Below are 14,755 nucleotides of genomic sequence, written 5' to 3'. Positions count from 1 at the left end.
ATTTATTCGAAAAGGCCATATGCTGCCTATAAATCATCTCTTTTTTGTTGAAATATAAAAAGTGCAATTTATGCAAACAGATACAATTACAAGAAAGGCTACCCCGATAACTGTCCGGTCTATTTTTGCTGCAATCCATGATAGGATCAACGAGCTTCCAGAAAATTTTTACGATTTTGTACAAAGCGAATGCAACATGACAGCCGACAGATACGCCCTTTATCTAAAGTATCCCGAAAAATGCCCTCCTGAGGAAATGCAAATAATGCTTAAAGTGGCCGGCCATCTTGCCCATGATCTGAAAGCGTTGATATCCCATTGCAAGCGGGCTGTGGTTGAGTCTAAATCGTCCGGAGCTAAGGTTAAAAACTGAGTGAAATGGACATGCAATGTATAGAGTGCAATCCTCATAAGTGCTTTGGCCAGCCAAGTTTAATAGGTCGTAGGTTGCGAGTCTATGATGTAGTAACTAAAATATACTATGAGAATGATCTGCCAGCTTCTATTGGTGATTATCAAATTTCCGTTAAAGATGCAGCATCCGTGATCAGGTATTGTAGTAGCCTGGCATGCCAGAAGGATGAACGTTTAATTAAGTTTTGTGATGGGTGCATTCTGAGAACATTGCAGGAAGAGTGGGATTTTCACAGAGAGAATGTAGGAACGTTTTCTATTGAATTGGATGGTTCTAACCTAACTATTTCAAAGGATAAAAGCAACATTTTTGTGGGAGGTATTGAAGAACTGGATGATGACAGATCGGGTTTAATGGTCTGGATGCTGGCAAAGCAGCTGGAGAGTAAATACTTTGACAAGAACCCTTCGTGAGGCGGGAAAATTTATTGCCGCTGCCTGTATGCTAACACCAATTTTCATTACTGCACTGCGAATGACGACTTTAAACCTTCGTGATTGCGGGTAAGTAAGACAATTGGCAAGTCATTAACTACTTTTACCAGCTTTTGATGGGCGGCTTTCTATTTGCTTACGCAATTGCCCTAAAAAGAACAGCAAATTGCAGTTATTATTCTCCATTGATCAGGAACAATACCGCAATTTGCTGTTACAAGACATTACCTTTTAGGTACTATGCCTCGTCAGTTGGCTTCGGAGGCACTTTTGCGACGCTACGCCCCGGAAACCGTTGTTTTAAGTCATTTACAATGCTTTGAGTACCTTGTACTCCATTGTCTGCCGCTCTTTTGGCAGAGTTGTAAAAGACGGGAGCCGCGTTGTAGCTCTCATAGCCTGCCACGATCATCGTGTCATCAATAGCCTCTACAAGACTATGTAGAGGTTGCATTACCTTGGTAAGTGATTTTACCAATTCAAAATCCTTCTTAAATTCCGGTACTAGCAAATAAGGTGGCACCAGGTGAGGATTGGTTTCTGCATAAGCTAAGGCCTTTTCTACAAACGGCGAAGATTTGTCACCCATACGGGAGTACACTTGTCGTTCACTTGGGCTTAGCTTTAACAAAACGGCAGCTGCGTTTTGATGGTCAAGATGGACTGCAGAATGGTGTCCATTGCAATGCTATCAATACTTACTGATAGCAGGTTGTCACTAGACATGGTTGTTGGTTTTTAAACAGGTTAACAATATAGTTGTCAGGATGAAAATAGGAACATTATTGAAGCTAAAGTGTGAATCACATGTTAATGGTTGAGATAAGTTATTTTTTTACGGAATTGCTTACCCCACATTATTCCTCTTTCTATATTCCTTCGGCGATACCCCCATTAACTTAGAAAACATCCTCGAAAAATAATACGGATCATCCATTCCCAATTTCTGCGCGGTTTCTTTAATCGTAATATCCGGCAGCAATAGGTATTGACATGCCTTCTGCACCTTTAAATGATTAAAATACTCCACCGGTGCATACCCCGTTCTTTCCCTGAATATCGTCGAAAAATAAGATACCGACAGATTCGCAAATTCCGCAAACTCATTCAACGTGATCCTGGTATGTACCTTTTGCTGCATCAGGTCCAGCGTAGAGGCGATCACATCTTTTTCCGGTGAATGCTGAATATAATTGAACTTATCCTCGTACAGCAAAGAAGATAAAAAGTGATAGAAGATCATGTTCACATACCGCAGGTTATCTGCTGTATATCCTCTTTCCAGGTTGGAATAAATATCTTCAAACAGCTTTATGCGGTCCTCATTATATGGCAGGTAAGGCTTATAATTTTTTGCATGCTGCAATATCAACTCTACGATATAGGCCGCCAGTTCTCCTTTAAAATGTATCCAGTAGATTGTCCATGGATCATCCTCGTTAGCCGAGTAGGTATGCGGTGTGTTAATCGGAATAGTAACAAATTGTGAAGGTTGGATCTCCACCCGTTTCCTGTCTATCTCCAGCCATCCGCTGCCTTCTACACAATAGATAATAATATGCTGCCCAACTCCGGTAGAGCGCTTGATATAATGGCCCCTGGCCTTGGGATAGTACCCTATGTCGGTAATATACACCTGCCGGGTAATGGGATCTTTCGTCAGAAAATCAGTGCTGATCTTTTTCGGTAGCACAATAAGGCGCTGTCCCTCAAACCCCTCCCGTTTTCTCGCAACTTTCTCTTTCATGCCTAAAGATATATTTTATTCAATTTCGGAAAAACCGTATAAAAATCCATCATCATCGAAAAAAACACTATTCCTTGTTTTAAAGCTAACCACGAATTTTGGACCAGATCAATTTTCCACAGGGGACTATTTAATTGAACGCGCCACGTCAACAAGGCTAAAATTCATGTTATGAAGAAATTCTTTACATCCTTCTACCTTTTACTACTAGCCGCAGGCATATGTATCCAGGCGGCAGCGCAAACAAGGCAGCTGAAGGGAAAGGCACTCGACGCCAGTTCCAAAAAGCCACTGCCTTTTGTGACCATTACTAACACAGTGAACAAAAAGGCTTCCCAGAAAACAGATGCAGACGGCAATTTTACGATCAGTATTGATGGTAAGGCTACCCTGGTTTTTAGCTATGTCGGCTATAAGCCGTTTACGGCCAGCGTATCACCGTCAGATACTACAATCACCGCATTGATGGAAACGGACATTTCGGGGCTCAATGAAGTGGTGGTGATCGGCTACGGCTCGCAAAAGAAGAAAGACCTGACAAGTGCTGTGGCCAGCATCTCCGGTAAAGAGCTGAGCGAGCTGCCGGTAACCAATATCAACAGCGCCCTGCAATCCCGGGTACCAGGGGTGCAGATCAACAGCGGAGGCTATCAACCCGGTGCAGGCACCAGCATTCGTATCAGGGGGATCAATACCCTCAATACGGATGGATCAGGACCGACATATGTGGTAGACGGGGTGATCATGACAGGAGATATCAGGGAGCTGAACCCCTATGATATTGAATCCATAGATGTGCTGAAAGACGCCTCTGCAGCCGCTATCTACGGCGCAAGGGCTGCTTCCGGTGTGGTGATCATTACTACCAGGAAGGCTAAAACAGGTCGGTCCAGCATTGATTACAACGGTTACTATGGTATACAGAAGATCTACCGCAGCTATGATTTTATAGATGGGAAAGATTATGCTAACATCAGGCGGATCGCACTGAGCGATGAAGATCCGAATGCATGGCCACTGAATGATCCCGAAACCGATAAGCAGGTGTTTAGTCCCACGGAGCTTAAGAGCCTGGCAGAGGGTAAGACCTACGACTGGCCCAGCGCCATTACCCGCGTTGCGCCGCTGCAAAGCCATACCCTGAGCATCTCTAACGGTATTGGCCGCAATAAGATCTACCTGAGCGGTAACTATATGAACCAGGATGGTATCATTGTAGGCTCAAACATGAAGCGTTATTCTGTGAAAGGCAATATGGAGTCCGCAGTTACGGACAAAATAACCATGGGCCTTAACAGCAACTATTCCCATATAGAAACAGATGTAGTAAGTAACGAAACTTACTATAATGCCGTTACCATGAGCCCTCTGAGACCTATCTACGATTCAACAGGCAAACCGGTGATAGAGGTAGACCCGGGCACAGGCAACATCAGTGTGAACAATCCCGTGGTACTCGCCAGGGATGCGATCAACCACAGCGTGGACGATCGCCTGATCGGTAACCTGTTCCTGGAATATAAAGTGCTCAGCAACCTGAATTTCCGCTCCAGCCTCGGTATTGACATTTACAAGAACCAGCGCTTTGAATATTATCCGCGTACTACCGTGGGCGATGGCTACCTCAAACAAGGTGTGGCAAAAGTGCAGAACTTCGGCTATCGCGACTGGGTATGGGAGAACACCCTGACTTACGACTATAACCCCTCTGAACAGCATTCATTCAACGTGCTGGGCGGGTTTACCTTCCAGAAAAGAAGGCAGGAATGGAACCAGGACGTGGCTTCCGGCTTCCCTACAGACGAGCTGACCTATCGCGACATGAAACTGGCTACCCGCCGGGATGCGATCTACAGCGATTACTATGACTGGGCGATCAGCTCTTTACTGGGAAGGGTGATCTATAAATTCAAAGACCGTTACATCTTCAACCTCACCGCGCGCTATGACGGTTCTTCCCGTTTCGGCGCAGATAACCGCTATGGGTTCTTCCCCTCGGTGAGCGGCGCCTGGCGTGTGATTGACGAGCCGTTTATCGGCTTCAAGCTGAAGTCTAAAGTGAATGACGCTAAAATCAGGATCAGCTACGGTGTGATCGGTAACCAGGATGTCAGTTATGACAGGATCTTTGCCCGCTTAAATTCAGCCAGCTATCCTTTTAATGGCAGCAGTCAGACCACCGGTTACCAGCAAGGTTCCAGCCAGGGTAATCCCGGCCTGAAATGGGAAAGCCAGCACCAGTTCAATACCGGCTTCGACCTGGCATTCTTCAATTCCCGGATACAGGCAACGTTCGACTATTACAACAAAAATATCCGCAACCTGTTGCTGGATCAGACCTTAGCGCCTTCTCAGGGCTTCAGTAGCAAAACCATCAATATTGCTTCCATGAACACGAAAGGCGTGGATATCGGTTTGAAGTTATGGCCGGTTAAAACCAACAACTTTGACTGGCAGGTGAACCTTAACTGGTCTAAATACACTTCGAAAATAACGGGATTGCTGCCGGGCCGCGACTCCCTTAGCCCAACACTAAAGGTAGGGGAGGCGCCTAACAGCCTGATCGTCGACTATGTATTTGATGGTCTTTACCAGCAGGGAGACGACTTTAAGCTGAACCCTAACGGACGGCCGGGCGATATTAAGGTAAAAGACCTGAACAACGATGGTATCATCAACCAGTATGACCGTACTATCGTTGGCCGCACCACTCCTAAAGGCTGGGGCGGTATCTGGAACTACTTCAGGTATAAGAGGATCTCCATGACCATCTTCACCACTTACATGTATGGCCATGACGTGTATAACAAAGCATACACCGATTTCCTGTACGTTGGTGCGGGTCGCAACGTGATCATAAAAGACGGTCTGAACTATTGGACGCCTACTAATACGAACACTGATATACCCAGGCCCAATGCTTTCGGTAGCGCATTGAGAATGTTGCCTAACGGCTCTTCCAGCTATGCAGTGGAGAAAGGAGATTTCATCCGTGTAAGAGATATTTCCATGGCCTACGATTTTTCTCCCAACCTCCTTAGTAAAGCAAAGATCAGGTCCCTGCGTGCATATGTACAGGTAACAGAGCCTTTCCTGTTCACTGGCTTCCGGGGTATCGATCCTGAGATCACCGGCGCCACCAGCGCAGAAATCTATCCCAGGTACCGCACCTTTTTATTCGGCGTAAATCTGGGTTTATAATCTAAAAACTGAAACAAGATGTCATCAACATATAAATATTCCAATCTACGCGGACTTCTTTTGGGATGTATGGCCATGGCGGGCGTGGCGTTCACCGGCTGTTCAAAGCAGCTGGACATTAAGCCGGAATCATTCATTTCACCGGAAGAGCTGTATAAAGATGAAGCCGGGGTAAAATCCGGATTGGTAGGTATCTACCGCCAGCTGCTTGAGCTGAAGCGCAGCGACTACGTAATAGTAGGCATGGTAGGAACAGATGAAGGAAAGACCACTTTGTTTGTACCAACCTGGGGTACCTACTGGCAGAACTTCTGCGCTGTAAACACTTATTCAACCTTGATGACAGCCCAGAATGATGTGATACAAAACTTTTGGGCTGTGTGTTACAAGGGAATCGGTAATGCCAATGTTGCTATTAAATACATACAAAAAGCCCCGGTAAGCGATGATATAAAGAACAGGGCAACAGGAGAAGCTAAATTTATGCGGAGTCTTTTTTACTTCTACCTGGTACAACTATATGGAGGTGTGCCGCTACCCACTGAAGCAGAGAATCCCGAAGCGGATGCCAAAGGCGGGTACCCCCGGAGCAGTGCGGATGAGGTATACAATCTCATTATATCCGATCTGCAGTTTGCGATGGCCAATCTTGACAGCAAGGCAGGTGGCGGGCAAAACGCCGGCCGGGCAACCAGGGAGACCGCCAGGGCACTGCTAGGCAAAGTATACCTGACGCGTAAGGATTACAGCAATGCAAAAGCAACACTGGAGCCTTTATTAAACGCATCCAATGTAGCTTTAATGCCCAAGTATGCAGATCTCTTTGTGGAGGCAAACGAAAATAACATTGAGTCGCTCTTTGAAATACAGTTCTCCAATGAAGACGGTAATACCAGTAATCTGGCACAGAACCTGGGTTGCTGGCAGATCAATGATCCCAGGCTACCCGGCGCCGGTGGTCATGTGATCATTCCTACAGATTATTACTTTAATAGCTTTGAAGATGGCGACAACCGTAAAGACGCTACTTTCCGTACGCTCTTTTTCGATAAAGACGGCAACCCGGTAGATTACTCCTGGTGGTCTGATGTAGGTAAGCCACACATGAAGAAGTTCGATATTACAAAAGATGTTTCCGTGAGCGCTTCCTATTCTTCCCGTAATCTTTATTATCTGCGTTTGGCAGATGTGATACTGATGTATGCCGAGGCACAGAATGAGTTAGGCGAAACTCCCGGAGGTTTACAACAGCTGAACAAGATCCGCACCAGGGCTGGCCTGCAAAGCTATGAAGCAGTACACGGCAGTGTGCCCACCCAGGATCAGCTGCGCAAGGAGCTACTGTTAGAGCGCATGCGTGAGTTAGGCTTTGAAGGCTGGCGCTGGTTTGACCTGAAGCGCACCGGCACACTTCTGGCCGAAGTAAAGGCCCACAACCCGGACGCTGCGCCTAACATGCAGGAAAAGCACCTTTTATATCCTATACCAGCCAGAGAGTTTGAGAACAACGCAGCTTTACAGCCTGCAGATCAAAATCCAGGTTATTAATGAATTGTATGTATAAAGAATGGATACTGTCTATCACGTGCTTTCTCTTCCTGGGCATGGCAAATGCCCGGCAGGGAAACGATAGCCTGGTGCTTTCCAATCAGCAGCTAAGGCTTGTGGTAGATCAGGTATCGGGTACGGTCAGCTATTACTTTAAGAATGGCGTAAATCTGCAGAATACGGTAGCCTGTATGGAAGACATCCATGCAGGTTACCTTGTTAGTTCTGCTTACAGCAGGCATCAAGCTACCACTGCTGCGGTGCAGGATGCTTTTGGTACAGGCACGCATCTGCAAATTGAACATGAAGATGATAAGCTAGCTTTACGTTTAATACAGCATATTATCCTCTATGAAAACCAACCTTTTTTATTGATTAGCGTGGAAGCTAAACCCTCCAAGGGTTCAAAACCCATGGAGAGTTGGGATGGCCAGCCGGAGACCCGGTATATATCACCATTGACAATCTTGCCTTCAGATAAAGGACGTGTATATATTCCCGGTAATGAGCCGCGTATCCTCGATGTTCCCTTCGATAATGACAACTGGGTGAAGATCCTTACACAGCAATGGCCGGCTGCACAGGCAAAAGCTGTTACTGGTACCAGCTACGAATTTGCAGCATTGTACGATAAAACCACATTGTCTGGCCTGGTTACCGGTAGTATCACACACGATAGCTGGAAAACAGGTATTGCTTACCATACCAGTCCTTCAAAAGGAGAACTGGACTCCTTCAGGATCTATGGCGGGGCTGCTGTAGAAGATAACAAAGCGTTGCCGCCTGCATACGGAGGACTTGACGGTACACACGATCATGCACCCCATGGCACTATTCGCGGTGCTGCTGTGCAATCACCCCTTATATACCTCGCTGGCAGCAATGATATGCGAAACGACTTTACCAGCTACGGTCAGGCCAACGTGATACAGAACGGCCGGCAGGAATGGAAGGGATATGCACCCGTGTACTGGAACAGCTTCGGGGTAGAAGGCGTGCTGGGTTATTCTAAAGTGATGATGCCACCGGGCGTGGCCAAGATATCAGATTTCATTTATACCCTGGATAATTTCAACAAGTACGCAAAGCCCGTACTGAGCATTGATTCTTACGATCAGAGCATCTATACCACAGACCTGCTTGCGTCGCTTGGCAGATACGGTAAAAAGCGAAACCAGCAATTGGGCTTTTATTTTATTCCCTTTGCCGTGTGGACCTGGAAGAATACGGTAGACCAGACTAAATTGAGCGGTACTGATATTCCCCTGCGGGATGTAGTGCTGAAAGATAAGAACCGGCAGCCTATAGCCTACAAGGATGGCGATTGGGGCGCTTATGCTATTGATCCTACGCATCCTGCCGTACGGGAGTATATTATCAGCCAGCTGAAGAAAGCAAAAGCCATCAATGCAACCTTTATTAAAATAGATTTTTTAACAGCAGGATCACTGGAATCTGTTACCCGTTATGACAAACAGGTCCGTACTGGTATGCAGGCATATAACCAGGGGATGAAGATGCTGCGCTCACTCGTTGATTCCATCATGGGGCCGGATGTGTTTATCACCCAGGCTATATCGCCCATGTTCCCGCACCAGTATGCGCATACCCGTTTTGTGTCTACAGATGTTTATTCCCATCTCAGGGATGACCAGCCGGGCTTTCCCAATTGGGGTAGTACGGAAGCATCGATGGCCACGGGCTCTTTTATGTGGTGGGTGCAGGGTACGCTATGGCCTTATACTAACCTGGATGTGGCCATTATGCAGCATTTTCAGAAGAACCCCGATCTGACGGAGCAGGAGATCAAAGTGAGGATCTACAGTATGATGGCTATGGGCAGTATATTGGGTGATGGCTCCGATTTCAGGGAAAAGCTGGCTGCAGAACGGGCTAAACGCTTTTTGAACAACCCGGAAGTATGCGCCTTTTTCAGCCATCCCAAGGCATTTACGCCCCTGCGTATGTCGGATGGTGAAACATTGGACCAGCAGCTTTCTTTTTATTTAAAAGGGGACACTACCATGCTGGCCCTTTTTAATTTCGCAGCGCAACAAACATTTACGGAAACCATACCGTTAAAGTATATTGGCCTGGATAACAGGAAATATGCTATTACGGAGTTGTTAACCGGGCAATCATTAGGACAGGTAACGCCGGGACAGGCATCCATTTTGCTGACAGTACCAGCGAAAGATGCCATGCTCGTAAAGCTGGTGCCTGTAAGTGATTAGTCCTTAAATCATCTGTTTTGAATACCCAACAACAAACTTTAACTGTAGCAAGCAAACAGTGCGGCTCTCTCCATGGAGCGCCCCTGCATCTCATTACCCTGAACAACGGGACGGTAACAGTGCATATTACCAACCTCGGATGTACAGTGATGTCCATATATACGCCTGACAGGAACGGTGTTGTCAGGAACATCGCCGCCGGGTTTGAGCATCCGGCAGCATATGAGCACAACCCCTGGTATTTTGGTTGTATCGTAGGTAGATATGCCAACCGCATTACGGCAGGTCGCTTTACCCTTGACGGACGCCCGGTGCAATTATCCGTCAATAACGATAACAATCACCTGCACGGCGGCTTTGAAGGCTTCCATAAAAAGGTATGGGCGCTCAGTTCCCTGGTTCGGGAGGATATACATACCGGGGTGGAGTTTGAATACACCAGTAAAGACGGAGAGGAAGGTTATCCAGGCAACCTGCGGGTAAAAGTAAAATACCTGCTGAACCAGGACAACCAGCTGGTGATGGAATGTGCTGCGGTATCCGATAAAAGGACGCCGGTTAGTTTTACCAATCACAGCTATTTTAATCTTACCGGCTTTGAACAACCCCTGATCAGCGACCACTTATTACAGGTGCACGCCCTGCACTATACGGAGAAGAACGACAGGAATACGCCTACCGGGAAGATACTCCCCTTGGCTGGTACCGCTGCGGATTTTTCCTCGCCGGGTAGAATAGGAGAGCGCTTTGTTCATTTTCCGAAGGACAGGGGATTTGATCATAATTATGTGCTCAATCGTCAGCAGCCAGGCGCCATTGTGCCAGCCGCTTTGCTGGAGGAAACGCAAACAGGCAGGACACTACGTGTATTTACAGACCAACACGGGCTACAGGTTTATACTGCCAACTTCTGGGATGGCAGCATCACCGGCCAGCAGGGTAAACCCTATGTGCAGCACGGCGCCATCGCCCTGGAAACACAGGCTTTCCCCGACAGCCCAAATCATCCGAACTTCCCCAATACCATCCTGGAGCCGGGGGAGGATTACAGAACAGTAACTATCTATGAGTTTGGAGTGAAATAGGAGAAGATCAGGCACAAAACACTATCTTAAGCGTATGAAGCAATATATAGCGCATATAGCTTTGGTAGTAGCTGACTATGATGAGGCCATCGCATTCTACACGCAGCAGCTCAACTTCACACTAATAGAAGACACCGTTTTAAGCGAAGATAAACGGTGGGTACTGATAGCGCCACCTGGCGCAAAGGAAAGCTGCTTACTATTAGCCAAGGCAGCCGATAAAGAGCAGCAAAGCCGTATTGGCAATCAAACCGGTGGCCGGGTTTTTCTTTTTCTCTATACGGATGATTTTAAACGGGATTATGAGCAGATGAAGGCCCGGGGCGTTGAGTTCGTCAGGGAACCTGTTACGGAAGCCTACGGTACTGTTGCCGTGTTTAAAGACTTGTACGGCAATCTGTGGGACCTGCTGGAGCCAGCCGCCAGAAAGTAATATTTTCTTGTGCTGATGCGGACATTGCCTGTCTCAAAACCGAACAATTGATAAATATATTTATATGTAACCTGTTTGCTGCTAGTAACAGGTAGTTTGGCATTTTATTCGTGCCGGCACTTCAGTTAGCTGTGCCTATTCTCTACCTAAATAACAGTCATGATCAGGAATTACATCAAGATTGCCTACCGCAATCTTTTTAAGAACAAAGCATTTTCCTTCATTAATATCTTTGGTCTTGCTATTGGTATGACAGTAGCTATCCTGAACGGCCTCTGGATCTGGGACGAGTTATCTTTCAACCAGTATCACCAAAACTACGGCCGCATAACACAAGTAATGCTACGGAGTACTTACCAGGGAGAGGAGTTTACGAACCACACCATGTCCTATCCTTTTGCTAATGAGGTGCAAAAGGTGTATAACAGCAGCTTTAGCCATGTTGTAAAAGCGTCGTGGGTATCGGAATATATATTATCAGCCGGGGAAGCGAAGTTGTCCGGCAAAGGGCAGTTCATGGATGATGGTGCGCCGGATATGTTGTCCCTGAAGATGATCTACGGCTCCCGCGCCGGACTGCGGGAACCCTACTCCATTATGCTTTCCGCATCTGCTGCCAAAGCACTTTTTGGAAATATCAACCCGGTAGACAAGATCGTACGGATCAATAACAACAACAGTGTAAAAGTGACCGGTGTATATGAGGACCTGCCGCTTAACAGCGAGTTCAGTGCGGTAAAGTTCTTTTCACCCTGGAAACTATGGGAAGCAAATAATGACTGGGTACAACAGCGGGCCGTCAATGAATGGAATAACCATTTTCTCCGGCTTTACGCTCAATTAAAACCAGGGGTAAGTATTGAGCAGGCAACGCGCTCTATTAAAGGGGCTGAGCGCCAATACCAGGTACACGCTGATCTGCCGCCGGGAGCATCTGCTCCCCAAGCGCTTCTGTGGCCCATGAGCAAATGGCATTTATCCGGTTTCGAAAGGGGAAGGTACAATGATCAACCAATCCGTTTTGTATGGATGGTAGGGATCATTGGCATGTTCGTATTGTTGCTGGCTTGTATCAACTTTATGAACCTCAGTACTGCCCGTTCCGCAAAGCGTGCTAAAGAGGTAGGTATCCGCAAAGCGATAGGATCCATACGCTGGCAGCTGGTGAAGCAGTTCTTCAGTGAATCATTACTGATAGCGTTGCTGGCATTTGTGCTGGCTATTGTATTTGCATTGCTGTTGTTGCCGTGGTTTAATCAGCTGTCCGCAAAAGCTATCAGCATGCCCTGGACCAATCCCTGGTTCTGGCTGTGTGCCGGCACATTTATTTTTTGTACCGGCTTACTGGCAGGAAGCTATCCCGCTTTATACCTGTCTTCTTTCCAGCCGGTGAAGGTGTTGAAAGGCACATTCAGGGCGGGGCGTTTTGCTGTTGTGCCGCGTAAGGCGCTGGTAGTGCTGCAGTTTACCGTTTCCGTCATACTGGCGATTGCTACCATGATCGTGTACCGGCAGATCCGGTATGCTAAAGACCGCCCGGTAGGTTATACCCGTGAGCGGTTGCTGATGGTGGAAATGAAATCCGCTGATTTTTATGGCAAGAATGAACTTTTAAGTAATGAGCTGAAACATACCGGCGTCGTGTCGGAAATGGCAGCATCCATGGGAAGCCTCACTGAAATAGCTTCGGGTAATAATGGCTTTAACTGGCAGGGTGCAGACACTTCAAAGTTGCAAAATCAAAACTTTGGGACCCTGGTGGTAACGCCGGAGTATGGCAAAACAATAGGATGGCAGTTTATAGACGGCAGGGATTTTTCAAACGCATTGGCTACAGATTCAGCAGGAATGGTGATCAACGAATCGGCTGCAAAATATATGGGATTGCAAAACCCCGTGGGAGAGGATGTAACCTGGAAATGGCGGGATGCGCCCCTGTTACAGTACAGGATATTGGGCGTGGTGAAAGATATGGTGATGGAATCACCTTATGCTCCCGCAACGCCTACATTCTTCTTTATTAAGGCGCCCAACGGCGGTTATAATTACCTGCATATTAAAGTAAAACCTGGTGCAAATATGAGCCAGGCGCTGGCTAAAATAGAAGGGGTATTTAAAGCACTGATACCATCAGCGCCCTTTGACTATACCTTCGCAGACCAGGAGTATGCCCTTAAGTTTGCCGCTGAAGAACGTATAGAAAAACTGGCTACCTTTTTTGCCGTGTTGGCGATCTTTATTTCCTGTCTTGGTTTATTCGGGCTCGCTTCTTTTGTAGCGGAACAACGTACCAAGGAGATCGGTATACGGAAAGTGCTGGGCGCTTCCGTATTTAACCTGTGGCGTTTACTTTCCAGGGATTTTGTAGTGCTGGTGCTATTATCGTGTGCAATCGCTGTCCCGGTAGCAGGCTGGCTGCTGAATAAATGGTTACAGCAATATGCCTATCGTACGGAGGTATCATGGTGGATCCTTGTGGCGGTTGCCGCAGGGGCATTGCTGGTTACACTGCTGACAATAAGCTTCCAGTCTGTAAAAGCGGCGCTGATGAACCCTGTTAAAAGCCTGAGAACAGAGTAAAGGAAGATGATAAATGCGCAGCGGCGCACTGGTTACCGGTGCGCCGCTTTTTTATGGGTGGAAATAAGCCTTATTTTGTTTTGTTAAGAAATGCCAGCGCTGTAGGCGCCAATGCTGGCGACATGAAAATATTGTAGTGGGTCTGGCCCGGCAGAATGGCGAGTTGTGACGGGACCTGTCCGCTGCCATCCCAGCCGCCATCACGCTGTCCGCCGCCCAGCAGTCCAAAGATTTCTACTATGTGCGAAGGCGGGAAGAGGTCAGCATCTGCAGCGATGAGCAGGACCGGTGATTTGAGGGCTTTAACCTCAGCAGACAAATCATAATCTACTTTCATCGCTTCACCGATCTTGGTAATAAATTTTGTCCAGTCCTCCGGTTTAGGCGCCAGGCGGGCATACATTTCATACATAGGTGTTTGCTTCAGGAATTCGGCAGCTTGTGGGCCCATTTGTTCCTGTTGTTTAAGAATGTCGGGGTAGAAAGCGTTCCGTTTGATGGGGGTGGAAACAAGCACCAGTTTCCTTACAAGCTCCGGATGACGGATAGCAGTTTGTAAAGCAACGCCGCCTCCCAGGGAATAACCCATGATATCGGCCTGTTTGATGCCGAGGTGTTTTAAAAGCCCGGCAATGTCGTCTGCCATAAATGCTATATTAAGCGGGCGATCTATATCGGCGGTGCGGCCATGCCCCTGCAGGTCTACTGCGATCACCTGCCTGCTTTGAGCAAGCACGGGCAGATTTACCCCAAACATTTCAATGGCGCCCAGGCCTCCATGTAACAGGACCAGTGGCTCGCCGGTACCATAGATTTCATAGTACAATTGAAGCCCGTTTACCGGCGCATATCCCTTTTTCAGCGGTTGCGCGGCTGCGTTGGCGCTGGTCTGTGCGGCAGCGCTCTGTGTTGAAGTTTGTGCCATAGTTTGTATAGATATTAGTCCGGAAATAAGTGTCGTAAATATACCTGTGCAGCGAAAGGGGCGCGTCAGGAGTTTTTGAATGGCAGGGTACATAACATATTTCATTTTAGCAGTGATTAATTTCTGCTAACAAAGCTAATACACGCACCGAAC

11 protein-coding genes are annotated in these 14,755 nt (G+C 47.2%); 8 read left to right on the top strand and 3 right to left on the bottom strand.

Annotated features, from left to right (window positions below):
- Positions 1–70 precede the first annotated feature (70 nt).
- The gene (locus ACR9Y8_RS06205) at positions 71–373 is read left to right on the top strand and encodes a hypothetical protein (protein ID WP_481212372.1); all 303 of its coding nucleotides are present in this window, start codon (positions 71–73) and stop codon (positions 371–373) included.
- A gap of 5 nt (positions 374–378) precedes the next feature.
- Positions 379–828: a DUF433 domain-containing protein gene (locus ACR9Y8_RS06200; protein ID WP_481212371.1), complete on the top strand. Its 450-nt coding sequence runs from the start codon at positions 379–381 to the stop codon at positions 826–828.
- A gap of 259 nt (positions 829–1,087) precedes the next feature.
- Here ACR9Y8_RS06200 and ACR9Y8_RS06195 read toward each other — a convergent pair whose 3' ends face one another.
- Both ACR9Y8_RS06195 and ACR9Y8_RS06190 read right to left on the bottom strand, forming a co-directional pair.
- The gene (locus tag ACR9Y8_RS06195) at positions 1,088–1,438 is read right to left on the bottom strand and encodes a hypothetical protein (RefSeq protein WP_481212370.1); all 351 of its coding nucleotides are present in this window, start codon (positions 1,436–1,438) and stop codon (positions 1,088–1,090) included.
- 258 nt (positions 1,439–1,696) lie between these two features.
- A complete protein-coding gene (locus ACR9Y8_RS06190; RefSeq protein ID WP_481212369.1) occupies positions 1,697–2,596 on the bottom strand; it encodes an AraC family transcriptional regulator in 900 nt (299 codons plus the stop codon).
- A 171-nt stretch (positions 2,597–2,767) separates the two neighbouring features.
- On the opposite strand from ACR9Y8_RS06190, the gene ACR9Y8_RS06185 reads away from it, so the two are divergent.
- From ACR9Y8_RS06185 to ACR9Y8_RS06160, 6 genes are all read left to right on the top strand, one after another.
- Positions 2,768–5,797 carry a SusC/RagA family TonB-linked outer membrane protein gene (locus tag ACR9Y8_RS06185; RefSeq protein WP_481212368.1) on the top strand — a complete coding sequence of 1,010 codons (3,030 nt, stop codon included), beginning with the start codon at positions 2,768–2,770 and terminating at the stop codon, positions 5,795–5,797.
- An 18-nt stretch (positions 5,798–5,815) separates the two neighbouring features.
- Entirely contained in the window at positions 5,816–7,345 is a 1,530-nt protein-coding gene (locus ACR9Y8_RS06180) for a RagB/SusD family nutrient uptake outer membrane protein (protein ID WP_481212367.1), read from the top strand.
- Positions 7,345–9,579 carry a hypothetical protein gene (locus ACR9Y8_RS06175; protein ID WP_481212366.1) on the top strand — a complete coding sequence of 745 codons (2,235 nt, stop codon included), beginning with the start codon at positions 7,345–7,347 and terminating at the stop codon, positions 9,577–9,579. The genes ACR9Y8_RS06180 and ACR9Y8_RS06175 overlap by 1 nt, the downstream gene beginning before the upstream one ends.
- A gap of 17 nt (positions 9,580–9,596) precedes the next feature.
- Positions 9,597–10,664: an aldose epimerase family protein gene (locus tag ACR9Y8_RS06170; RefSeq protein ID WP_481212365.1), complete on the top strand. Its 1,068-nt coding sequence runs from the start codon at positions 9,597–9,599 to the stop codon at positions 10,662–10,664.
- 34 nt (positions 10,665–10,698) lie between these two features.
- Entirely contained in the window at positions 10,699–11,097 is a 399-nt protein-coding gene (locus ACR9Y8_RS06165; RefSeq protein WP_481212364.1) for a VOC family protein, read from the top strand.
- Positions 11,098–11,256: 159 nt separating this feature from the next.
- Positions 11,257–13,677, top strand: a complete 2,421-nt coding sequence (locus ACR9Y8_RS06160; protein WP_481212363.1) for an ABC transporter permease — start codon at positions 11,257–11,259, stop codon at positions 13,675–13,677.
- Positions 13,678–13,747: 70 nt separating this feature from the next.
- Here ACR9Y8_RS06160 and ACR9Y8_RS06155 read toward each other — a convergent pair whose 3' ends face one another.
- The gene (locus ACR9Y8_RS06155; RefSeq protein ID WP_481212362.1) at positions 13,748–14,602 is read right to left on the bottom strand and encodes an alpha/beta fold hydrolase; all 855 of its coding nucleotides are present in this window, start codon (positions 14,600–14,602) and stop codon (positions 13,748–13,750) included.
- Positions 14,603–14,755: the final 153 nt, after the last annotated feature.

It is taken from the genome of Chitinophaga sp. SVR4-12A, from assembly GCF_056754765.1.
The sequence above is the reverse complement of the archived record's forward strand: the minus strand, read 5'-3'. Positions and strand labels throughout refer to the sequence as shown.

Coding starts and splice junctions, on each gene's coding strand:
- ACR9Y8_RS06205 (WP_481212372.1), top strand. CDS start 71: ATGCAAACAGATACAATTACAAGAAAGGCTACCCCGATAACTGTCCGG.
- ACR9Y8_RS06200 (WP_481212371.1), top strand. CDS start 379: ATGGACATGCAATGTATAGAGTGCAATCCTCATAAGTGCTTTGGCCAG.
- ACR9Y8_RS06195 (WP_481212370.1), bottom strand. CDS start 1,438: ATGGGTGACAAATCTTCGCCGTTTGTAGAAAAGGCCTTAGCTTATGCA.
- ACR9Y8_RS06190 (WP_481212369.1), bottom strand. CDS start 2,596: ATGAAAGAGAAAGTTGCGAGAAAACGGGAGGGGTTTGAGGGACAGCGC.
- ACR9Y8_RS06185 (WP_481212368.1), top strand. CDS start 2,768: ATGAAGAAATTCTTTACATCCTTCTACCTTTTACTACTAGCCGCAGGC.
- ACR9Y8_RS06180 (WP_481212367.1), top strand. CDS start 5,816: ATGTCATCAACATATAAATATTCCAATCTACGCGGACTTCTTTTGGGA.
- ACR9Y8_RS06175 (WP_481212366.1), top strand. CDS start 7,345: ATGAATTGTATGTATAAAGAATGGATACTGTCTATCACGTGCTTTCTC.
- ACR9Y8_RS06165 (WP_481212364.1), top strand. CDS start 10,699: ATGAAGCAATATATAGCGCATATAGCTTTGGTAGTAGCTGACTATGAT.
- ACR9Y8_RS06160 (WP_481212363.1), top strand. CDS start 11,257: ATGATCAGGAATTACATCAAGATTGCCTACCGCAATCTTTTTAAGAAC.
- ACR9Y8_RS06155 (WP_481212362.1), bottom strand. CDS start 14,602: ATGGCACAAACTTCAACACAGAGCGCTGCCGCACAGACCAGCGCCAAC.